The sequence below is a fragment of the Comamonas sp. HJ-2 genome (genome assembly GCF_053615495.1).
The window spans coordinates 194,846-217,874 of sequence record NZ_JBSIFD010000005.1; the positions used below are offsets into that span (position 1 = coordinate 194,846).

Sequence of the window (23,029 nt, forward strand, 5' to 3'; positions counted from 1 at the left end):
GCGCCTGACTGCCATGAATTTCAGGAACTTTCATAGCTGAAACCCATTGCCAATATACGCAAGCAGCTATCAAAAAATCAAGCTGGCTTCCACTCCAGAGGCCAGGCACCGCTTTGCACGTTCTGCAGCCACAGGCAGCAGCTCAGGGTCTTGGCATCAGTGACCTGGCCACTACGCACGCCGTCCAGCAGCTCGTCAGCCGTCATGCTGCAGACATCGAGAAACTCGTCAGCATCGAGCTGGCGCTCGCCCGCGGTCAGGCCGCGCGCGAAGAAGATGTGAATGACTTCGTCGGAGTAGCCGATCGCCAGATGCATGGGGCCGGCATAGGCCCATTCCCGCGCGCTGTAGCCGGTTTCCTCCAGCAGCTCGCGCTGAGCGCAGATCAGCGGCTGCTCGCCCGCATCGAGCTTGCCTGCGGGAAACTCAGTCATGACCCGGCCCACGGGGTAGCGAAACTGCCGCTCCAGCAGCACGCGTCCATCGTCGAGCAGCCCGATCACCACCACGGCGCCGGGGTGCACCACATACTCGCGCGTGGCCTGCCCGCCATGAGGCAGACGCACGGTATCGAGCCTCACCTGCAGAAAACTGCCCTGGTGCACCAGCTCGCTTTTGATGGGGTGCTCGATCAGATGGGCTTCCTGAGCCTGTTTGTCTTGTTGGGTCATCTCCGACTCGTCTTTCAAAGCGCTGTGGTGACAGCGCAAATACATCCAAGGTTTTAATCTTCGCAGAAGCCGGCTTCACTTTCCTCCACTCAGACCATGATGCATCCCATCGACACAGCCCAGACAGACATACAGCGCCACCAGTTTGGCCGCGTGACGGTGTTTCGCGGCGCCAAGGGTGGCAAGTATCCGGACGGCAACCAGGTCATGATTCGCGGCAGCGATACGCTGGCAGCGCTGGATACGCCTATCGTTGCCAACCTTATCGGGGCCGAGTTCGATGCCACCGAGCTGGTGGTGATGGGTCATGTGCATGAGGACCATATGGCCGGCCTGCACCGCCTACCGGACGCGCAGGTCTTTGCTCACGCGGGCGATCTGGCGGCCTTGCAAAGCTGGGAGGGCCTGGTTGCCACCCTTGGCTGGGCCGATTCGGCGCAGGCCGGCATCCTGCGCAGCAAGCTGGAGAGCGAATTCTTCTACGCCCCCAGACCCGATGCCAAGGGCTACGAGGATGGAGCCGTCTGGGAGCTGGGCCGGTCGCAGATTCGCGCCATTCATATGCCTGGCCATACCGCCGGCCATACCGTGCTGCTGATCGAGCCCGAAGGTGTTGCCTTTATCGGCGATATCGACCTGACAGGATTCGGCCCTTATTACGGCGATGCCTGCTCCTGTCTGACTGACTTTCGCCGCAGCCTGGCGCGGCTGCCCGAGATCGAGGCCCGGGTCTGGGTGACCTCGCACCACAAGGGCATTTACACGGAACGCGAGGCATTTATGCGAGACCTCAAGCGCTTTGCTGCGGTCATTGACGAGCGCGGTGCGCGCATTCTCGAATGGCTGGCGCAGCGGCCCATGACGCTCTCGCAGATGGTGGAGCAACGCCTGCTCTACCCGCAGGGCTTTGATGCGCCCTGGGTACAGGGGGCCGAGACGCGCAGCATTTCCCAGCATCTGGATGAGCTGCTGGCGGTCGGAGAAATCCTGCAGCAGCGCAACGTGCGCGGCGAAGACCTTTATCTGCGGGCTTGAATCCAGAGAAATAAAAAAGCCGACTTCTCAAGGAAGTCGGCGGTGGCAGGCGCTTGGCCACGCATCCACCAGGCAAGCGTGACAAACGCACAGCGGCTAGATCAGCCGGGCCCGGTCACCCGGGCTTTGAGACTCAGGCCACAGCGTCCATGGGCTTGCGCAGAAAGCCCTGGTTGGCGCCCTTGCGGTTGGGTGCGAAGCCGTTCTTGGCCAGGGTTTCGTCGGCGGTTTCGTAGAACACGCCGATCTGCTTGATCTCGCGGGCCTGCTGGGCCGTGGCAATCGGGCGACCGAACTCGCCCGCAATGCGCACCAGCTGCTTGATCTGCTCCACGGTGCTCATCTTGCCGGTGCGGGTCTGATTCCACAGCACGTCTTCGATACCGCAGCGCACATGCAGACCCAGGGCCATGCCGATCATATTGATGGGCAGCACGTTCAGCACCGAGCTTTCCACCGTCACGATGGCGTTGTCGGGCACGGCGCGCAGCATATTGGCCAGGTTGTAGATATTGGCCTGGTCCATGCCGCCGCTGATGGCGACCCAGTTCATGACCAGCGGCCCCTTGTAGACGCCACGGCGGATCATGCGCTCTATGGTTTCGAAACTGTTGATGTTGTAGACCTGGAAGGCGCTCTGGATGCCCTTTTCGGACAGGCGACGGATATGTTCTTCGACGAAGCTGGGGTTCGAGGGAACAATCATGTCCTTGTAGGTCTTGTGCAGATGCGGGAAGCCGCGCGAGACACCGCGGAAGTCGTCTTCGCCGGCATGCTCGGTCACGTTCATCTGCGTGGTGTTCACGGTCACCGTCACCTGGTCGGGCACGGGTGTCAGCTCGGCCAGCATATGGCGGGTATCGTCGGAGAGCCACTTGGCTTCGCCGTCCGGGCCTTCGGGCGCAAAGCTGATGGAGCCGCCGACCTGGATGATCATCTCGGGCACACGCTCACGCACACCGGCAATAAGCTCGTTGAACTTGGACAGACGCTTGCTGCCCTTGCCGTCGTCTTCACGCACATGCAGATGCAGCACGGTGGCGCCGGCCTCATAGCAGTCCACGGCCTTCTGAATCTGCTCTTCCATGGTGATGGGGATGTCCTCGGGGAAGTCCGAGGGAATCCAGCCCGGAGCGTAAGGAGCTGCAGTGATGATCAGCGGTTGCTGGTTTTCGGGATACAGGTGACCGTCAAGAAAGTTCATGGTTGTTGTCTCCGGTTTGAGTGCGAGAAATCAGTGTCTGGACAAACTGCATCAGCCGATTTCAGGCCATTGCCGATGCGTGAAGCCAGTATCAAATGCCATGCGAGATGCCACTTTGCATTTCAAGACACGCGCTTTCTCAAACGCGACAAGACCGGCAAACCATGCCTGAAGGTGATTGGCTCAGGCAACAGAGAGACAACATCGGCTCATGCACTGCAAAAGTCCAGGCGACTGCCGCGCACCATCGGCAACCTGCGATCTCCCCCTCCTCGCGGCTCCGATTGCAAGGCGCCCATACCGCGCCTCAAGCACGCATCGAAGCCATGCAGGCTGCAACCCTACATCGGGTAAGTGCGGAGTACTGCAGTCATCAAATGCGAAGTCGCAGGCATGAAACGCCAAGTCACCGGACTTGCGGACCTCCATCATGAATTGGTGCATTCCTACACCCCAAGCACAAGAGCGCAGGGACATGCCGGCAGATTCAGCGGATCACCTATTCGTTGGGTCTGCCCCCTGCGAGACAGAGATCGGCGTCATGCCGAATGTCTGTCCCCCATGAAAAACGACAGGAGACATCAATGACAACCGCTGTGAATTTTGCTGGACCACCCGGCCCGCAAGTGATGCCCGTGATTCGCGTCTTGCGAGCCAGAGCCGATAGCGCCGCAGCAAGACAAACTCTGAATGCTTGCGTTCTTGAAGATGGGCGGGTCACAGACTCTCCCGCCAGCGCCATCTGAGCAACTCCATTTAGGGAGCAACACATGCGAAACATTCCTCGAACCCTGCGTTCCTGCGCCGCAATTCTTTGCGTCGGCGTAATGGCCAGCACCGCCGTACAGGCTCAGACCCCTGCACCCGCCTGGCCCGTCAAACCCATCCGCCTCGTCGTTCCTGCGCCTCCTGGTGGCATCACCGATGGTGTGGCGCGCCTGGTGGCCGATCATCTGCAGACCAATCTGGGCCAGCCCGTGGTCGTCGACAACAAACCCGGCGGATCGGCCGTGATTGCCGAGCGCGCCGTGATGAATGCACCTGCCGACTGGCATACGCTGATGATTGCGCCCTCCAGCATCTGGACCGACTTTCCACTCACCGTGAAGACACCGTTTGACGTGCACAAGACATTCACCTATGTCTCGGATGTGGCCTCCATGGTGCATATGCTGGTGGCCAACAACAGCTTTCCCCCCAACAGGATTCAGGAGGTGCTGGACTATGCAAAAAAGAGCTCCGGCCCTATCAATATCGCCAACCTGAGCCCCGGCACTCGCTCCGACATGCTGGGTGAGTTGCTGAGCGAGAAAAGCGGCGGCAAGATCACCGCCGTGCCCTACAAGGGCTCGGCCCCTGCCATCGTCGATCTGATCGGCAATCAGGTACAACTGACTTTTGAAGTGGTGACCAATGCAGCCCCGCTGGTCAAGGCCGGCAAGATCAAGGCCCTGGGCGTGGTCTCGCCCAACCGCTCGCGCCTGCTACCCGATGTGCCCAGCTTTGCCGAGCAGAACATGCCCGACTTTGTGCTGCCCGATGCCAGTGTGGGACTGTTCGTGCTGAGCAGCACGCCCCCGGCCCTGACCCAGAAGGTGCGCCAGGAAATGGACAAGGTGACTCAATCCGCCAAGTTTCAGGCGCAGCTCAAAACCCAGGGCTTTGACGCCCCCCAGCCCAGCACGATGACGGAGCTGCAACAAAAAATGCTGAACACGGTGGAGCAGAACCGCAAAATTCTGAGCAAGCTCAGAATCGCCAGCAACTGAAGGACGCTGGCGTAGCCGCCCTCTTCCTGGGGTGGCACTTTGGTAGTGTGTTTGGCGGGCCCCTGCGGCCCGCTTTTTTATGCGCCGCCTGTGCCTTCGGTCTGCGCCTTGGCACGGCTGTCCTTGGCACTGCAGCCGAACTGGCTCTGATACCAGCGTGAAAAACTGCTGGGGGCCGTAAAGCCCAGCAGCTCGGCCACTTCGGTCAGAGAGCGGTTGCTCTCGAACACATAGCGCACGGCCAGCTCCTTGCGGATATCGTTCATCAGCGAGGAAAAGCTCTGACCCTTTTCCGTCAGCCGGCGCTGAATGGTGCGTGGCACCACACCCAGGTGCTCGCTGACTTTCTCAATGCTGCAGCGCCCGCTGGGCAACAGCAGCAAGATGGTGCGGCGCACATCGTCAAGCACTGCTTCCTCGCTCATGGGAGCCACGGACTCCAGCAGCTTCTGGGCATAGCGCACCATGGCAGGGTCGGCAAATTCGTTGCGCGTATCGAGATCGGCCTTGACGCAAACAATGCAGTTGAACTCTTGATTGAACTCCACGCGCGGGCCGAACATCAGGTGATGCATGCTCAGGTCCTTGGGCGCGGCGTGCTCGAAACACACCATGCGAGGCTGCCAGTCGCGACCTATCAGCTGCCGAATGGCGCGCACCATCACGCCCAGCGCCAGCTCCACGCGCTGGCGCGTAGGCTCATGGGCACGGCCGGCCAGCAACAGCTCACGGATCAGCACCGTGTCGGCCTGCTCATCCAGCTCCAGCGTCATGGCGCCGTTGAGCAGGGCCAGATGACGCACCAGCAGGCTCAGCGAATCGCGCAGCGTAGCCTGATCGCGAATCAGCAGGCCCACTGGCCCCATATTGGACAGCAGGCGCGAGCGCGCCATGCACAGACCAAAGCTTTCATTGCCCGACTGCGTGGCCGAGGCCTGCAGCAAACGCCCCACCTTGTCCACCGGAATCATCAGATCCGGCTCGTCGAGCACACCGGGGCTCAGGCCGGCATCGAGCAGCATGCGCGCGCCATTCAGTCCCGAAGCCTGGGCGACTTCGGCGTAATTGGTCAAGCAGGCGGCGCGAACGAGAGAGGCCATGGGGTTTCACTAACTTGGCACTAATTGCAAAGCACCAGTCATGTAATGACAAGCGCCGATCGAGGGGAGTTTTCACACTGGCGACATTGATTCTATAAGGAGACTTCCCAATGAAAAACGAGGTTGGCGCAGCACCCGCCCTTATCCGCTCCAGCTCTTTGACCCGCTCGCTGGAAGTCAATCCTCTGACCTGCTCCATCGGTGCGGAGCTGTCCAACGTTCACCTGGGAGCGGCCGCCGAGGACGAAGGCCTGATGGCCGAGATCCGCCAGGCACTGCTCAAGCACCGCGTGATCTTTTTCCGCGACCAGGACATCACACGCGCCGAGCATGTGGCGTTTGCGCGCAAATTTGGCGAACTGGAAGACCACCCGGTGGTGGGAAGCCACCCCGAGCACCCAGGCCTGGTGCAGATCTACAAGACCCCCGACAACCCTCTGGACCGCAACGAGAACTCATGGCACACCGATGCCACCTGGCGCGAGCAGCCCCCCATGGGCTGCGTGCTGCGCTGCGTTGAATGCCCGCCAGTGGGCGGCGACACCATGTGGGTGAACATGGTGATGGCCTATGAGAACCTGCCAGACGACATCAAGGTCAAGATCGAGCATCTGCGTGCCCGCCATAGCATCGAAGCGAGCTTTGGTGCCGTCATGCCTATCGAAAAGCGTCTGGCACTCAAGGCCCAATACCCCGACGCCGAGCACCCCGTGGTCCGCATCCACCCCGAAACCGGCGAGAAGATTCTGTTCGTCAACAGCAGCTTCACCACCCATTTCACCAACTACAACACACCCGCCAATGTGCGCTTCGGCCTGGACAAATCGCCCGGCTCCTCGCAACTGCTCAATTACCTGACCAGCCAGGCCATGATTCCCGAGTACCAGGTGCGCTTCAAATGGAGCAAAAACAGCGTAGCCTTCTGGGACAACCGCTCCACCCAGCACTACGCTGTGATGGACTACCAGCCCTGCCACCGCAAGATGGAACGCACCGCCATCATCGGCGGCCCCACGGACTGAGCCAGGAGACAGAAGATGACCTTGAAGCACACGATTCTCATCATCCCCGGCCTGCGCGACCATGTGGAAGAGCACTGGCAGACGCTGCTGGCCAAGGAGCTGACTGCGCAGTCCGTCCCCTGCGTCACCGTGCCACCGCTGGAGCAGGACAAGCTCAGCTGCCAGGCCCGCCTGGACGCGATCGACCGTGCACTGGACGGCATCGACGGCCCCGTCGTCATCGTGGCGCACAGCGCCGGCTGCATGATGGTGGCGCACTGGGCGCTGCGCCGAGCCCGTCCCATTCTCGGAGCCTTGCTGGCCGCCCCCGCCGATGTGGAAACCCAGATGCCTGCCGGCTACCCCCCCAAGGATGTGCTGGCAGCCCACGGCTGGACGCCCATCCCGCGCCAGCGCCTGCCGTTTCCCACACTGCTGGCAGCCAGCAGCAATGACCCGCTGACCCAGTTGGAGCGCGCGCGCGGCTTTGCGCGCGACTGGGGGAGCGAGCTGGTGGAGCTGGGCCCCCAGGGCCACCTGAACCCGGCCTCGGGCCATGGCCCCTGGCCGCAGGCAAAACAGCTGATCGAGGATTTGCAGGCTCGGATCGAAGCCCGACAGCCCGAGCCAACGGCCTGAGCCACCCGAAGACCATCACGATGAATGCGCAGCCACCCACAATATATAAAAGGTGCGCGCAGATGGGGAGCCAGATCTCCCCATTGAAGGAGACAAGCAATGAAGGCAACGACACCCGCCTCACGCAATTCAGTGGACACCGCAGGTTCTCGCACCGCGACAGCCTGCGCACTGCGCCGGAAATTAGGCCTGGCCGTCATGGCCGTGGCCGCCAGCCTGGCCTTGCCCGCACAGGCCGAGCAGACCGCGGACTGGCCGACCAAGCCCATACGCCTGATCGTCACCGGGCCTGCCGGCGGCACGGCTGACACCCTGGCCCGCCTGCTGGCAGAGGGCATGCAGCAAGAGCTCAAGCAGCCCGTGATCGTGGAGTCCAAGCCCGGTGCCTCGGGGGCCATCGGCATCCAGGACCTCAAGTCCCATGGCAAAAACGGCTACACCTTTCTGGTGATTCAGGACGGAGCACTGAGCGAGGCGCCCCTGGCCCAGAAAGTCAGTTTCGACCCGTTCAAGGACCTGACGCCGCTGGCCCAGCTCACACGCACCGGACTGGTCATGGTCGCCAACAAGGATCTGCCGTTCCAGACCCTGCCCGAATTCATCAGCTACGCCAGACAGCAACGCGACGGCGTGGACTTTGCCTCCTACGCCACGGGCCTGAAGGGTCACACCTCGGGCATGCTGCTGGGCCAGTTGGCCAAGATCAATATGCGCCATGTGGGCTACAAGGGCTCGCCCCCTGCTCTGGTGGACCTCATGGGCGGCCATGTCCCGGTGATGTTCGATGGCGTCACCACTTCGCTACCCCTGATTCGCAGCGGCAAGATCAAGGCGCTGGCCGCCGTCTATCCGACCCGCCTGCAGACTTTGCCAGAGGTGCCGACCTTCACGGAGCTGGGCTATCCCCAGCTGTCCAAACCCGGCTGGTTCGCCCTGTGGTCCCACCCGCAAACCCCGGCAGCCATCCAGCAGAAGCTGCGGGATGTGGCGCTGGCGCATTTCCGCAAGGAGGCCGTTCTCAAGCAGCTCGCCACGGTGGGCATGGAGCCCGGCCAGCCCCTTACCACGGCAGAAATGACGGCCGACCTCAAAGAGGCCAGCCGCAAGCAGGCAGCCCTGCTCAAGTCCATAGGCTACAAGCCCGAAAACTGAGGCCCGGGTCCTTGAGCAGTTGCCCTCAAGCTGCTCCATTACTTATCTGATTCAAGACCTCTGCCCGGTGCCCACCCTTGGCACCGTGGGCGGCCGCACCCAGCTCCAGTCCTTTGGCGGGATTAGAGCTGTGGGCTTGCCTGCGCCCTCAACCCATCCCCAGGCCCGGCCTTGCCCTGCTGTGTTTTTCGTCGGTTTGCCATCAGGCATCTTTTTTCAACGGTTCAAGGAGACATGAATGACTACAAAAAAAATGGCTTTCAATGCGCTGAGCGCTCTCGCATGCACGCTGGCGCCGCTGGCGGCCTCGGCACAATCCTCTGTGCAGGTCTATGGCGTGGTGGATATGGCCGTATCCAATTACCGCGGCGCTGGCGCAGGCTCGCGTCAGATGCTGACCTCCAGCGGCAATCAGGCCAGCCGCCTGGGCTTCAAGGGCCGTGAAGATCTCGGCAGCGGTCTGGCCGCCGGCTTTGATCTGGAAGCGGGTCTCAATACCGACAACGGCACCGGCCAGGCCTCCAACACCAACAACCAGCCTTCGGGGGCAGGCAGCAGCAACGGTCTGAGCTTCAACCGCAAGGCCCTGGTCTATCTGCAGAGCAAGCAATGGGGCGAGGTACGTCTGGGCCGCGACTATGTGCCCGCCTTCTGGAACATGTTCAACTACGACCCCTTTCGCCTGGGCGTGGGCATGAGCCTGCATGTGCTGCACGGTACCACTGTGACGGGCTTTCGGGCATCGAACAGCATTGGCTACTTCTCGCCCGGCTGCTCCAGCTCCAGTTGCAAAGGCCTGTTCTATCAGTTGATGACTGCATTCGGTGAAAACGATGCCGGCCCCAACCGCCAGGACGGCCGCGTCTATGGTGCACGCCTGGGCTATGGAGGCGACAACTGGGATGCAGCCGTCGCCATCACGTCCACCAAGAATCGTGCGGCCGACGATTACAGACAGATCAATGCCGCCGCATCCTACCTCTGGGAGGGCCACCGCCTCATGGTTCTGGCTGCCGATCACCGCACCGGCAACCGCCTGGCAGGTCTGGACAATGCCGACCATGTACGCTACTGGCAGCTGGGTGCCATCTGGAAGGTCGGCAACGGCAATATCCCCATGAGCTTCATGCGCCTGAACCGCAATGACAACAGCGGCAGCAGCTCCAACAAGTACGCCGTGGGTTATGTGCACAACCTCTCCAAGCGCACCGCACTCTACGGCACCTATGCCTATGTAGACAACCGCGGCAGCATCAACCTGCCGGTGGCCACGGGCGCGCTGCAAGGCCCGATTCCAGTCGCTGGCGGCAATGCCTCGGGCTTTGACATCGGCATTCGCCACACGTTCTGAGTCCAATCCATGGCAACCGGCGCCTGCCGGTTGCCGACCAGAGGACATCAATCCTGAAACCATAGAAGAAGGCCCGCAGAGAAAATCTGCGGGCCTTCTTCTATGCACATCAGCGCTCGAGGGTGTATCAGCAGTTGTCAGGCGGTTTGAGCCAGAGCAGTCCCTCTCTGACAAGAACTTCGTAGAGAGGAATCGTCATCTGCGGCGATGCCGTGCACTTGCCGCTGCGGATATCGAACTTGAGTCCATGCGCGGGGCAGCTCAGCACATGGGCATCGCAATTGCCGCCGGCCATGGAGGCACCCGCATGCGGGCAGCTGTTCTCCAAGGCATAGAACTCGCCTTCGACATTCAGCAGCAAGATGCTCTGGCCACCAGGCGTGAAGACCAACTTTCGCCCGCCAGGCGGCAAATCCCGCGCGGCACCGGCGGCCAGCAATGCGGTATCAGGCGAAGATGCTGTCGGCAACACGGGCATGCTCCATGGCGCGCAGCAGCTCCGCGGGCGCCACCGCGCCCGTCACCTGCAGACGCTGGTTGAACACCATATGCGGCACGCCGCCGGTATGGCCGGCCTCGCTTTGGTAGCGCAGCGCATCAAAGCGGGAAGGACTCCAGTCCAGTGCTGCCGAGTGCGCCAGCTGCTGCAGCACCATGACCGAGCCTATATCGCGGCCCTGCACAAAGTAAGCGGCAAAGATGGACTCCACAAAACGGATCATGGATTCACCATCGAGCAGAGTCTGGGCGTAGTTGACCAACGCACAAACCAGGCGCGTGCTGGGGAAGGTTTCAATCAGCGCATGATTGATCTGCAGGCCCGCCGCATGGGCCGCCGAGCGCACCTGGGCACGGCGAACCTCCACGGCCCTGGGACCGCCCAGCCTGGCTTCGTAGAAGGCCTGGTAAGGCACTCCATGCTCCGGGATATGGGGCAGCAGAGTGTCTGCATGCCAATGGATTGCAAGCTGCTGGTCGGGATATCTGGCCAGCAGCATCTCACGGGCGGCCAGCAGATTGCGCAGACCGATCCAGCACCAGGGGCAGATCAGGTCCAGCGAAAAGTCGACCTGCAGTGTCGTTGCAGCAGAGCTTTGAGTCATGGCATTTATTTCCTTGGGCAATCACCGGGGTTGATGCAAAAAAAGGGCTGAATGGCTCAGCCCTTTTCATACAGAAGTGCTGCCTTTGGTATCTCAGAGCGTGAAGATGGCCGATCCCACAATCTTGCGGGCTTCCAGATCGCGGTGAGCCTGAACGGCGTCTTCCAGCGCATAGCGCTTGCTGATATCCACCTTGATACGGCCTTCGGCCACATGGGCGAACAGTTCGTTGGCCAGCTCTGCACGCTCCGCGGGGTCGGCGATGTAATGCGCCGATGCAGGACGCGTCAGGAAGAGCGAGCCTTTGCCGGCCAGAATCTGCGGGTTGAATGGCGCAATGGAGCCCGAAGCCGTACCCAGACAGACCATCAGCCCGCGCACCTTCAGGCTGTTGAGCGAGCCCTCGAAAGTGTCCTTGCCCACGCTGTCGAAGACGGCATTCACGCCCACGCCGTCTGTCAGCTCACGCACGCGCTTGGCCACGTCTTCGTGGCTGTAGTTGATGGTGTGAACGCAGCCGTTGGCCTTGGCCACTTCGGCCTTGGCATCGCTGGAGACTGTGCCGATCACGTTCAGGCCTTCCAGCTTTGCCCACTGCGACACCAGCAGGCCCACGCCACCGGCTGCAGCATGCAGCAAGATGGTGTCGCCCTTCTTGAAGTCCCAGATACGGCGCATCAGGTAAGCCGCCGTCAGTCCACGCATGGTGATGGCTGCTGCGGTTTCAAAGCTGATATTGTCAGGCAGACGGATCAGGGGGGCAGCAGAAATCAGGCGCTCCGTGGCGTAAGCGCCGATGGTGTTCAGTGCACCGGTATAGGTCACGCGGTCGCCGACCTTGAAATCCGTCACGCCGTCGCCCACGGCCGTGATCGTGCCGCAAGCCTCGCTGCCCACGCCCGCGGGCAAAGGAGCGGGATACAGACCGGAGCGGAAATAGGTATCGGCAAAGTTCAAGGCTACAGCGCCTTGCTTGAGGCGGACCTGACCTGGACCGGGTTGGCCGACTTCAATGTCTTCCTGTCGCAACACCTCGGGGCCGCCAACTTCGTGATAACGGATTACTTTAGCCATACAAACTCCCAGTCAGATACCAATCGAAAGGTGATGCAGCACACTGCCTCACCTCGAACAGAAGCAATACGAATCAATGACTTAGGCCATATCCCCGGTATTCTTCCATTCAGACTGGGTTGAATTTATGGGAATTCGGCTCCAGGACATTTCCCGAGAACGCCGCTCTCTTGTCTTTACGCGACACCACGGGTAAACACCAGGTCAAAAAAGTTAACTATAAAGTTTCTCTTTGATTGAAAGCTTGCCGCAAGCGTTGGCCACCATATTGCGCGTCTGCGACTGCGGCAAGCCCGTCACAGCCTCTAGAATCATTCCGTTTACGTAAACGTCAAACCAATGCGAGGTCCTGACATTCTTGCCAGGCGCCAGACATGAAGTCGAGGGAAGCCCCTGCCATCCGTGGCAGGCAACATCCCCAACAATCCAAGGCACAACCCAGGTCTGGCAGCCAGCCGGGCCAGCATTCAAGGAAACAGAGACGATGACCTACAAAGCGCCCATCAAAGACATGCTGTTCGACATGGAGCATCTGGCCCAGATCGAGCAGGTCGCCCAGATTCCCGGCTTTGAAGATGCGGGGCTGGAAACTGCGCAGGCCGTGCTCGAAGAATGCGCCAAGCTCTGCGAAGGCGTGGTCGCCCCCCTGAATGTTCCCGGCGACCTCAATCCCTCTTCCTTCAAGGATGGTGTGGTCACCACCACGCCCGGCTTTGCCGATGCCTTCAAGCAGTACGCCGAAGGCGGTTGGCAGGGTCTGCAACATCCTGCCGACTTTGGCGGCCAGGGGCTGCCCAAGACCATTGGCGCGGCCTGTATCGAGATGCTCAATAGCGCCAACCTGAGCTTTGCTCTGTGCCCGCTGCTGACCGACGGCGCCATCGAGGCGCTGCTGACTGCCGGCAGTGACGCGCTCAAGTCCACCTATCTGGAAAAGCTCGTGACCGGCGAATGGACAGGCACCATGAACCTGACCGAGCCCCAGGCCGGATCCGACCTGGCCCTGGTGCGCACCAGGGCCGAGCCTCAGGGCGACGGCAGCTACAAGGTCTTCGGCACCAAGATCTTCATCACCTATGGTGAGCACGATATGGCGGACAACATCGTCCACCTGGTGCTGGCCCGCGTGGCGGGGGCGCCCGAGGGCGTCAAGGGGATCAGCCTGTTCGTCGTGCCCAAGTTCCTCGTGAACCAGGACGGCTCCTTGGGCAAGCGCAACGATGTGCACTGCGTCAGCATCGAGCACAAGATGGGCATCAAGGCCTCGCCCACGGCCGTGCTGCAATTTGGCGACAACGGAGGAGCCATCGGCTACCTCGTGGGCGAGGAAAACCGCGGCCTCGAATACATGTTCATCATGATGAACGCCGCCCGCTATGCCGTGGGCCTGCAGGGCCTGGCCGTCGCCGAGCGTGCCTACCAGCACGCCGTGGCCTACGCCAAGGAACGCGTGCAAAGCCGCCCCGTCGACGGCTCGGTCAAGGCCAGCGCCACCATCATCCACCACCCCGATGTGCGCCGCATGCTGATGACCATGCGTGCCAGCAACGAGGGCTGCCGCGCCATGGCAACCGCCGCCGCCGCCGCCTACGATGCCGCCCACCACCATCCGGACGCCGAAGTGCGTCAGGCCAATCAGACCTTCTATGAATTCATGGTGCCCCTGGTCAAGGGCTACAGCACCGAAATGAGCCTGGAAGTCACCAGCCTGGGCGTGCAGGTGCATGGCGGCATGGGCTTTATCGAGGAAACCGGCGCCGCCCAGTATTACCGCGACGCCAAGATCCTGACCATCTATGAGGGCACGACCGCCATCCAGGCCAATGACCTGGTCGGCCGCAAGACCGCGCGTGATGGAGGCCAGACCGCCAAGGCCATTGCCGCCCAGATCGAAAAGACCGAGGCGGCTCTCATTGCCAGCGGCACCGATGCGGCCAAGGCAGTCGCGAGGAATCTGGCCCAGGCCCGTCAGGCCTTTGTGCAGGTGGTGGACTTCATCGTGGCAAAGGCCAAGGCCGACCCCAATGCGGCGTATGCGGGCAGCGTTCCCTATCTGATGCTCACCGGCAACCTGGTCGCCGGCTGGCAGCTGGGCCGCTCGGTGCTGGCCGCGCAGGAGTTGCTGGCCAAGGGCCAGGACAAGGCCTTCATGCAGGCCAAGCTGGCCACGGCACAGTTCTATGCCGAACATATCCTGACCCGAGTGTCCGGTCAGGCCGATGCCGTGATCAATGGCGCAGCCAGCGTGATGGCATTGTCCATGGATCTGTTCTGATCCTGCACCTGACGGCAGGGCGATAATGCCCTGCCTCATCATGAAATGCATGGAAATAGCGGCTAGCGCTTATGGATAAAGCGCTAGCCGCTATTTTTTGCCCCCCAAACACACCTGCCAGGACTTACGCAAACAAGATTGCAGCAACGACCTGCTCCTGAGGCAGTCATCCTGCCTGAACCCGTTTTGCGTAAGTCGTGACTATGCTGCAGCCTGCTCTACCCATGCCTGCGCCAGCTGGGTTTGGGTACTGCGCGCTTGAGTGAGCTTTTCACGCAACTGCTGGCACAGGGCGCGCAGCTCGGTGACGCGGGCGACGATGCGGGATTGTTCGGCGAGGGGAGGAAATCCAACTGGAGTTAAACGCAACTGACCAAGAGAAACAAATGCTTGAACGCCGCCCCCTGCACGAGCCTTTATGCTTTCAACCTCCGACTGCAAAACAAGTAGCAGGAATTTTGGGCAAGATAAATTCACTGCATAATACTTAAAAAGTGCAACATTTTTTACGCTAAATTCAACATCCGTATTCACGATAACGGGGTTGCCGATACTTCCAATCATTGCAAAAATAATATCATTACGCTCAACCTTTGATCTTTCAGATATTTTTTTATGATCATCGGCAGAAATAAATTTAACATCATTTAAGTCAAGAAATCCACCGTAAATATTTTTACTGGTTACCAATGGGAATCCAGAGGATTGATATTTTGGAGTATCATGTGTTCCATCGCGCACATCATATGCATTCTGTAATCTAGTCCAAGACCATCCAGATGGCAAATCAAAAGAAACTTCTTCGTCACTAATTTCTGGCAACGATTTTATTTTTTTTAATGATTTTTCATTAATCAATCGATCTTTCTCAGCCTGTATCTTTTTCAACAGCTCACTCGCAGGCTCATCGTTCGCATCCTGCTCCACCAACAAGCCCCGCACTGCCAGTTGGAGGATCGTTTGCTCCAGCGCATCCACGCCTTCGGGGCGATCAATGAGCAGGTCAAAGTGCTGTGCCAAGCGCTGCCAGTGACGCGCCAGCTCATGTGTGCTGGTGGTTTGGGTGAGGCTATCTAGCATGGCTTGCAACAGTTGCTGGTGCTGGGCCTGCTCCAGACGGCCTTTTTCCTCCAATGCATCACACAAGTGCATCAGTTCCTCGACACGAGCGACAATGCGGGATTGTTCGGCTACAGGAGGGAGGGCAATCAAGACTTCGGAAAAATCTCTGCCAGAAATTTCTTTAAATGTAGTCCCAGATGCACCTGCATCAATAATTGGACCTGAATATTTTAAATGCCAATAAATAAATTTATTAAATTCAGAAAAATAAGGAACACAAGATTTGAAACCTTGGTTTGTTGCAATTGGATTACTAGATATTGCAACATATCCAATTGGCGCACGACTGGAAAACAGCACTGATCCTTTCGGCATCAACTTGGCTGAAGAAGAGCTTAATCCCAGTTCTGTAATATCTCTTCGCCCACGAGATATAAAAATATCTTTTTTTCCATATAAATCAGCGGGTGTAACCCAGGCAACCCCATCATCAGTCCAGTACTCTGATGAATCTGATTTTGGAGTACCCCCTCCAACGATCTCACCAAGAATACCTAGCCGTACCCATACCCAGCTAAACGGTAATTCAAACGGCTTTTCGCCTTCCGTAATCTCCGCCAGCGGCTTGTCTTTCTTGATCTTCCCTTCCGCAATCAGCCGGTCTTTCTCCGCCCGTATCTTTTTCAGCAGTTCACTGGCCGGTTCATCGCTAGCATCTTGCGGCACCAACTTGCCTTGCACGGCCAGCGTCAAGATCAATTCGCGCAGGCGCGCCACGCCGCCGGGGGCTTGGGCTGTGGTGGTAAAGAGTTGTTCAAAATTGGGTAGCAGCTTGCGCTGGTCATTGCTTGTGTTCAGCATGGTTTGACCCTGAAATCCTTTGTTATCAAGCGCTAGCAGCTATTACTTATTAGATGCAGCAGCATCTGCACCACCCGCCAGTGACTGGGCCAGCATGGCTTGCAACTGGTTGCGCAGGGCTTGTGCATCGGCTTGCAGTTGCTGGTATTTGGCCAGCAGCTCGTCAGGGTCATGGCTGACCTGCTCACCCACATGGGGGTTTTTCTGGTCCAGGTTCCAGTTGGCGGCGCGCAGGGTGTCGATGCTCACCTTCCATGCTTGCTCGGTTTGCTGGCGGCTGGCGTAGCCATCTGCGGCGCTGCCCCACCAGGCTTTCTCGGCATCAAACTCCTTGATGTTGATGGGCTTGGTTTTGTTGTAGTTCTTCACGCCCACGGGGTATGGGTGCTCGTAGTACCAGACATCTTGCGTGGGCTGGCCCTTGGTGAAGAACAGGATATTGGTCTTGATGCCGGTGTAGGGGTTGAACACGCCATTGGGCAGGCGCACGATGGTGTGCAGATTGCACTCGGTGAGCAGCTTTTCTTTGATGCGGCTTTTGCTGCCTTCGCCAAACAAAAAGCCATCGGGCAGCACCACGGCGGCGCAGCCACCGTCTTTGAGCAGCTTCATGATGAGAATCATGAACAAATCAGCCGTTTCGCGGCTGCGCAGGTCGGCGGGAAAGCCGTCTTCAATACCGGGCTCCTCCGTGCCGCCAAAGGGCGGGTTGGTGAGGATGACGTCCACCTGATCGGCCCGGCCGTAGTCGCGCAGCGGGCGGCTCAAGGTGTTGTCGTTTTTGATCTGGCTGGGCACTTCAATGCCGTGCAGCATGAGGTTGGTCACACACAGGCTGTGGGGCAACGGCTTTTTCTCTACGCCGCGCACGGCGGTTTGCAGCAGGGCCTGCTGCTCGGGCGTCTGGGCTTGTAGGCGCAAATGCTCAATGGCGCAGACCAGAAAGCCGCCGGTGCCTGTGGCGGGGTCCATGACGGTTTCGCCCAGCTGGGGGGTTGACGATATCGGTCATGAACTGGGTGACGGCCCGGGGCGTGTAGAACTCGCCCGCATTGCCTGCGGCCTGCAGGTCTTTGAGCAGCTTTTCGTACAGGTCGTTGAACTGGTGGCGCTCGGCCTGGCGGTTGAAGTCGATGACGGCCAGCTTGTTGATGACCTGGCGCAGCAGGTGGCCGCTTTTCATGTAGTTGTAGGTGTCGTCGAACACGCTGCGCAGCACATAGGCGCGCGGGTTTTGTTCGATGCTGCCGGGCAGATTGGCGAGCGTGGGGATGAGCTGGTTGTCCACAAAGTCCAGCAAGGCTTCGCCCGTCATACCTTCTTCATCAGCGGCCCAGTTGCGCCAGCGCAGTGCTTCGGGGATGGCGCTTTGGTAGTTGTCTTTGGTCAACTCCAGCTCTTCTTCCTGGGCATCAAACACTTTGAGGAACAGCAGCCAGGTCAGTTGGGACAGCCGCTGGGCATCTCCATCCACCCCGCTGTCCTGGCGCATGGTGTCTTGGATGGACTTGATGATGGATGACAGATTGGACATGCTGCGAACTTCTGGATATCTGAATTAGGACTTACGTAAACAAGAATGCAACAACGGCCTGCCTTCTGAAGCTGTCGCCTTGCCCGAACCCGTTTTGCGTAAGTCGTGTAAAAAATGCTGCCCACGCTTTTCAGAAAAGCGTGGGCAGCTATACATTTTGCAAGCTTATGGATGGCCTGGCTGGTAGATAGCTTGGCCCAAATGGGCGATGGCAGCCTGGTAATTGAGCTTGGAGCCGCCAAAGCTCTTGATCAACTCAACTGGCGAGCCCATCTGGCTCAAGGGCTGGACCTTGAGCACATCGGTATTTTCAATGGCAGCAATGCCCTCGTCTGCGTACTTGTCGATCAAAGCGTCCAGCACCTTGCGGGCAGTTTCACCGTACTTGGCGTAGATGCCATCGTCGTGCAGCTTCTTCCTGGCCCGTCTGGCCCGTTCACTGCGGGTAAGTATGGGCTGGTCATAGGCGACGTGCAGCAGCACGTCGAACGGGTCAGCCCCTTGCAGGCTGCTTCCGTCGCCCTTTTCCAGTGCCAACTCTTCGGCCAGCACATCAAGCAGCACGCCATGGTGCTGCAGTTCCTCGATCAAGGCTTGCTTGCGGTCGGCGCTGCTCCAGGCCTGCATGAAGGCGTCCAGCGATTCATATTTTTTGGCCAGGTTGATGCGGGTGAAATCACGCAGGCTTTCCGTGACCAGCTTGCCGTTGGCGTCCAGGTATTGCACGCGCTCACGGGCAATGGCCACCGTGACACGGCCACCGATCTGGTATTTGCGAGGCTTGTCCGTGCCGCCTGCCGCGCCAGCGCCACCACCAGTCCCATCACCATAGACGCCTGCCGGGTCCTTGGTGTTGCCGGCCGGCACAGAGCTGCCGTCACCCTGGCCATCGCCATCCGCGTCTGGCAACCAGCTGTCGCCGTCGATCACAGTGCTTTCATCATCCGTGGGCGGTGGTGGTGGCACCACATCGTCATCACCCGTGGGCTGGTAGATCTGCACGGGCTCACCGTCAAAGTCCTTGTCTGCAAACAGCTCCGTGGCGCGCTTGAAATCCAAAATCGTGAAGAACTGCTTGCCATGCTCTTCGTTCAACCGCGTGCCACGCCCAATGATTTGCTTGAACAGCGTCATGGACTTGATGTTCTGATCCAGAACCACGAGCTTGCAGGTCTGGGCATCCACACCAGTGCTCATCAGCTTGCTGGTGACGGCAATCACAGGGTCTGGGCTGTCAGGGTCGATGAAGTTGTCCAGCTCGCGCTTGCCTACCTCGTTATCGCCAGTGATCTGCATCACGTATTTGTGGCGGGTCGCGCAGATGTCTTTGTTGGCCTGCACCAGCGCGGCCGTCATGCGCTGGGCATGGTCCACGTCTTCGCAGAACACAATGGTTTTGGCGTTGCGGTCAGTGCCCTTGAGGTATTCGGTAATTTTGCCCGCCACCACGCGGTCGCGCAGGCCCAGCACCAGATTGCGGTTCATGTCGGCCGCGTTGTAGATGCGGTCTTCAATGGGGTGTCCGTTGTCGTCCAGCATGCCCTTGGGGGGCCGCCAGCCAAAGGTGTCACGATCCAGATCGACGCGCACGACTTTGTACGGAGCCAGGAAGCCGTCTTCAATGCCTTCCTTGAGGGTGTAGGTGTAGACGGGCTCACCAAAGTAGTGGGTGTTGGAGGCATCCTCGGTTTCTTTGGGCGTTGCCGTCAGCCCCACCTGCGTAGCACTGCTGAAGTAGTCCAGAATCTCGCGCCATGCCGAATTTTCATTGGCGCTGCCACGGTGGCATTCATCAATGATGATGAGGTCAAAAAAGTCGGTACTGAACTGTTTGTACACATCATCCGCACCGCTCTTGCCGGTAACGGCCTGGTACAGGCCCAGATACACCTCATAGGCTTTGTTGACTTGCTTGCCACCTGTGCTTTTCTTGCCTTTGGTGACAGCCAGCTCCAGCTCATCCACTGTGGTGACTCCATTGGCATCCACACGCTCAATGCCTTTGGCGTTGGGGCTGAGCTTGGCCATGCCACCCTTGAAGGGCTTGAAGTCGCCCACCATGGTCTGGTCCACCAGGATGTTTCGGTCGGCGAGGAACAACACCCGCTTTTTAGCCCCGCTTTTTAGCAGGCGCCAGATGATTTGGAAAGCAGTGTAAGTTTTGCCGGTGCCTGTGGCCATGACTAGCAACACACGGTTTTGCCCCGCGGCTACCGCCTCCAACGTGCGGTTGATGGCGTGCAGCTGGTAGTAGCGCGGCACACGGCCGTTGTCGCCTTGGTGGTAGGCGAAGCCATTCACACGGGTTTGTTCAGCTGACCAGCCTTTCCATTGCTGAAATAGCGCCCAAAGCCTCGCAGGTGATGGGAACTCGTCCATTCCGAGGTCGGTCAACAACTGCCCGTTGAAAAGCAAGCTGGCATCCCTGAATACAAAACCGTCGCCGTTGCTGGCAAATGCAAAAGGCACCCCCATGCGCTGCGCATATTCAGCGGCTTGTTGCATGCCCGCACCGACGGCATGGCAGTTGTCTTTGGCCTCAATAACGGCCAAAGGCTGACCATATTGATGGCACAGCAAGTAATCTGCACGCAAAACTGACTGCAGATTGCGCTGGGCCTTCTGCCCTCTGACCACAATACGCCCTGGAGCAATGGTGTACTCACGGTAGATCTGATCCAACTCGCTCCAACCAGCATTCAACACAGCCGGGCTGATGAATTTCGCACAAATGTCGGCTTCGCTAAGCTGCTTCTTGTCCATGCCATCCTCATTGCTTTTCACCGGGATTATGACGCGGATGTACAGGCCCTCAGTCAGGCCTCGTGGTCATTTAGATTCGCAGGAATTTTCCATTTAATCCGTAGGCGTCGCCTAACTTCCCACACTCCAGCTACCTGGAAATGCCAAATGCAAGTAAATCAGTTTGGAGAAGTTGAGCAACAAATTACTTTGAGCATTGTCTAAATTTTGAAAATGATTTCCAAATCAAATGACACTGAATGCACTCTCACTCACAGCAGCACAATGTCGTATTGTTCTATTCTTGCAATTTAATTCATTTAATTTCAATAACTTGCAAAAGTTTTTACTCCAAAAAATCAGCCTAGCTACACATTTAGCTACACACCAGCCATACAATGGCTTTCACCATATTTACCAACCCACTATGGAATTAGCCCAAGCTTACTCAAGGTGGGAGATGCTATACATCCCCTTGAGCATCAGCACATATTCCATCACCTGCAGCGCCGTGTCTGTGGCCCAGTCGTTCACATCAGCTAAGTTCATGCAGGAAGGCTTCCACAGCCCATCGCACCAACAGCAGCTGATTTCCCACTTGGTCGCACTGATGCGCTCAAACACTGGTGGCTGCAGCTGCGCCGCTTTCCAGCGCTTGGCGATGTCCAACTGCAGCTGAGCTGGCAACACGCCTTCACCTTGCAGCAGCAAACGCAGCCTCAGCCCTGATCCCCAGCCTTCTTGCCTTAACTGCACCATGGTCAAGTTGGGCCACGCGGGTGCCGCACCAAACGCACGGGGCAGCTGAATCGTCAGCATGGGTTGCCCCTGGCGTAGGTGCACGGCCAACGACAGCGGCAAAGGCTCTTTGACTGCCTGCACTTGCAGTTTGACCGATGTGGCGTTGATCAGTTGGGCTTGCAAATTGCGCTTCACGCGCCGCCACCACGCCAGCCGTAGGTCGGGCACATCGCCCAAGGCTTGAAACAGCCGCTCATGCCACGCTATGCGCCTGGCTAAAGCCTTGGCACTCAGGTTCATGGCTTCGGCCATTTCTTGAATAGCCAGCATGACGTGACCATGCGCAGGAGCCAGCCCCAGCACCCGCCTTGCAAACGTCAGCACCCAGGGCACATCACAGCGCCCGCTGTCCAAGTGCCACAGCAAAGCGTGAACCGCGTCTGGTGCTTGATGCGGCGTACCGTGCACAACCGCTTGCGCATCTGCCGAATCCCGCCACTGCAACCAACTGGCTGCATCCTTGATGCCCTGGCTTTGCAAGAACGCCACGATGCTTCGCAGACGCTGCACGGCCTTGATGGCAGATGTTTGCTGGGTGATTTCACCTTGCCACAGCAAAAGGGCCAATTCGGCATCTTCATCAGGCCCGTATTGCTGCAGCAGTGCCACCAGCCGTGCAAAGCTGCCCAAGCCCAACTGGGGCACCGCACACCGTGCAAATGCCTGCCATGCAGCGGTGCGCTGACTAATTGGCTCAACCGACTGCAACGCCGCATCGGCCAATTCGAGCACCATGGCCGATTGCGGCTCCATGCACGGCTTGGCTGCATGTACATAACGCCCAGCTTCGGCACAGCCATTGAAGCAGCACGGCCACTGCCCACTGAATTCATGCGGAACAGGCGTACAGGCATCCAGTGCAGGCAATGTCATCACCGCCGCCAACAAACGCCGGTAGCGGTACCACCTCAGGTGATAAGGGTGCATGGTCAAACTTTCAAAACAGGCACGCCGCAACGGCACCTGGGTGCAGCCTCCAAAGCCGAGCACCAGGCGCACAACGTGCACAAGGGAAATCAGGAAAAAGAAAGCGAGAAACTGAAACTCAAGCCAGCGCAATGGCCGTGCCACGGCGGCTGCGCAAACCGACTTGCACCACCTTGTCCAAGGTGGCTTTTTCTGACCAGCGGGCGTTGGTGTTGCGCAGCTTTTTACTACCCCAATGCTCCAGCAAGGCATTCCAGGGGGTGAGCGGCACACCGTCCATCAAAGGGTCGAGCACCAGCAAGGACTGTGGCTTGCCATCGGCATACATCACACCCACTGCCAGCACCCAATGGCTGTAGCTGGGCGAGGTGAAACGCACCAGGCACACATGGTCTGATTCCAGTGCGGCCACCGTGCGGGCCTCGACATTGCGGCGCAGTTGGCGGCACTGCAGTTGCTCAGAAAACGGCGCAAACTGCTCTCTAATGGCTGCGCTGCTACAGCCGCTAAAGTACAAAGCTTGGCCCATGGCGCTCACTTCCATCAGCCGTGCATCAAGGTCACATTCATACAAGGCATCGCGTGACACCTGGCCCAACAGCATCAAAGCCATCAGCACGCAGTGGTGTCCACAAGCCATGTCGTTCTCGCCCTGGCGCAGCAGCAGCTTGTTTTGATAGGCCATTGCACCTGAGCGGCCCGCACTCAGCTGCGAGTGCACCACAAAG

General features: G+C 59.0%; 17 protein-coding genes and 1 pseudogene. 7 read left to right on the forward strand and 11 right to left on the reverse strand.

Annotated features, from left to right (window positions below):
• Positions 1-77 precede the first annotated feature (77 nt).
• On the reverse strand, positions 78-671 hold the full coding sequence (locus ACWGXF_RS06775; protein WP_046460158.1) for an NUDIX domain-containing protein: 594 nt from the start codon (positions 669-671) through the stop codon (positions 78-80).
• A gap of 96 nt (positions 672-767) precedes the next feature.
• Here ACWGXF_RS06775 and ACWGXF_RS06780 point away from each other — a divergent pair, with 96 nt between their 5' ends.
• Positions 768-1,706, forward strand: coding sequence for an MBL fold metallo-hydrolase (locus ACWGXF_RS06780; RefSeq protein ID WP_314352286.1), 939 nt, complete (start codon positions 768-770; stop codon positions 1,704-1,706).
• A gap of 133 nt (positions 1,707-1,839) precedes the next feature.
• Here ACWGXF_RS06780 and ACWGXF_RS06785 read toward each other — a convergent pair whose 3' ends face one another.
• A complete protein-coding gene (locus ACWGXF_RS06785) occupies positions 1,840-2,910 on the reverse strand; it encodes a BKACE family enzyme (RefSeq protein ID WP_012838850.1) in 1,071 nt (356 codons plus the stop codon).
• Positions 2,911-3,680: 770 nt separating this feature from the next.
• On the opposite strand from ACWGXF_RS06785, the gene ACWGXF_RS06790 reads away from it, so the two are divergent.
• Positions 3,681-4,679 (forward strand): tripartite tricarboxylate transporter substrate binding protein, encoded by a 999-nt coding sequence (locus ACWGXF_RS06790; protein ID WP_314352287.1) that lies wholly within the window; start codon positions 3,681-3,683, stop codon positions 4,677-4,679.
• A gap of 77 nt (positions 4,680-4,756) precedes the next feature.
• On the opposite strand, the gene ACWGXF_RS06795 is transcribed toward ACWGXF_RS06790, so the two are convergent.
• Entirely contained in the window at positions 4,757-5,779 is a 1,023-nt protein-coding gene (locus ACWGXF_RS06795) for an AraC family transcriptional regulator (RefSeq protein WP_314352288.1), read from the reverse strand.
• A 110-nt stretch (positions 5,780-5,889) separates the two neighbouring features.
• On the opposite strand from ACWGXF_RS06795, the gene ACWGXF_RS06800 reads away from it, so the two are divergent.
• From ACWGXF_RS06800 to ACWGXF_RS06815, 4 genes are all read left to right on the forward strand, one after another.
• Positions 5,890-6,801: a TauD/TfdA dioxygenase family protein gene (locus ACWGXF_RS06800; RefSeq protein ID WP_052088092.1), complete on the forward strand. Its 912-nt coding sequence runs from the start codon at positions 5,890-5,892 to the stop codon at positions 6,799-6,801.
• Between the two features lie 15 nt (positions 6,802-6,816).
• On the forward strand, positions 6,817-7,419 hold the full coding sequence (locus tag ACWGXF_RS06805) for an RBBP9/YdeN family alpha/beta hydrolase (RefSeq protein ID WP_229227268.1): 603 nt from the start codon (positions 6,817-6,819) through the stop codon (positions 7,417-7,419).
• Positions 7,420-7,518: 99 nt separating this feature from the next.
• Entirely contained in the window at positions 7,519-8,571 is a 1,053-nt protein-coding gene (locus ACWGXF_RS06810; RefSeq protein WP_314352289.1) for a tripartite tricarboxylate transporter substrate binding protein, read from the forward strand.
• 238 nt (positions 8,572-8,809) lie between these two features.
• Positions 8,810-9,922 (forward strand): porin, encoded by a 1,113-nt coding sequence (locus ACWGXF_RS06815; RefSeq protein ID WP_232096800.1) that lies wholly within the window; start codon positions 8,810-8,812, stop codon positions 9,920-9,922.
• A gap of 127 nt (positions 9,923-10,049) precedes the next feature.
• Here ACWGXF_RS06815 and ACWGXF_RS06820 read toward each other — a convergent pair whose 3' ends face one another.
• From ACWGXF_RS06820 to ACWGXF_RS06830, 3 genes are all read right to left on the reverse strand, one after another.
• Positions 10,050-10,400, reverse strand: a complete 351-nt coding sequence (locus ACWGXF_RS06820; RefSeq protein WP_054075507.1) for a Rieske (2Fe-2S) protein — start codon at positions 10,398-10,400, stop codon at positions 10,050-10,052.
• Positions 10,369-11,025 carry a DsbA family protein gene (locus ACWGXF_RS06825; RefSeq protein WP_054075506.1) on the reverse strand — a complete coding sequence of 219 codons (657 nt, stop codon included), beginning with the start codon at positions 11,023-11,025 and terminating at the stop codon, positions 10,369-10,371. The genes ACWGXF_RS06820 and ACWGXF_RS06825 overlap by 32 nt, the downstream gene beginning before the upstream one ends.
• Positions 11,026-11,118: 93 nt before the next feature.
• Positions 11,119-12,099 carry a quinone oxidoreductase family protein gene (locus ACWGXF_RS06830; RefSeq protein WP_003062779.1) on the reverse strand — a complete coding sequence of 327 codons (981 nt, stop codon included), beginning with the start codon at positions 12,097-12,099 and terminating at the stop codon, positions 11,119-11,121.
• Positions 12,100-12,583: 484 nt separating this feature from the next.
• Between ACWGXF_RS06830 and ACWGXF_RS06835 the strand changes: the two genes are divergently transcribed.
• Positions 12,584-14,374, forward strand: coding sequence for an acyl-CoA dehydrogenase (locus ACWGXF_RS06835; RefSeq protein ID WP_314352291.1), 1,791 nt, complete (start codon positions 12,584-12,586; stop codon positions 14,372-14,374).
• Positions 14,375-14,575: 201 nt separating this feature from the next.
• Here the strand turns inward: ACWGXF_RS06835 and ACWGXF_RS06840 are convergent, their stop codons facing one another.
• The 5 genes and pseudogenes from ACWGXF_RS06840 to ACWGXF_RS06860 form a co-directional block, all read right to left on the reverse strand.
• Positions 14,576-16,297, reverse strand: a complete 1,722-nt coding sequence (locus tag ACWGXF_RS06840; protein ID WP_314352292.1) for a restriction endonuclease subunit S — start codon at positions 16,295-16,297, stop codon at positions 14,576-14,578.
• A 42-nt stretch (positions 16,298-16,339) separates the two neighbouring features.
• A pseudogene (locus ACWGXF_RS06845) lies at positions 16,340-17,831 on the reverse strand (type I restriction-modification system subunit M).
• Between the two features lie 165 nt (positions 17,832-17,996).
• On the reverse strand, positions 17,997-20,594 hold the full coding sequence (gene hsdR / locus ACWGXF_RS06850; protein WP_452101778.1) for an EcoAI/FtnUII family type I restriction enzme subunit R: 2,598 nt from the start codon (positions 20,592-20,594) through the stop codon (positions 17,997-17,999).
• Between the two features lie 423 nt (positions 20,595-21,017).
• Positions 21,018-22,433: a hypothetical protein gene (locus ACWGXF_RS06855; RefSeq protein WP_452101779.1), complete on the reverse strand. Its 1,416-nt coding sequence runs from the start codon at positions 22,431-22,433 to the stop codon at positions 21,018-21,020.
• Complete coding sequence (locus tag ACWGXF_RS06860) at positions 22,420-22,986, reverse strand: hypothetical protein (RefSeq protein ID WP_452101780.1); 567 nt, start codon at positions 22,984-22,986, stop codon at positions 22,420-22,422. The genes ACWGXF_RS06855 and ACWGXF_RS06860 overlap by 14 nt, the downstream gene beginning before the upstream one ends.
• Positions 22,987-23,029: the final 43 nt, after the last annotated feature.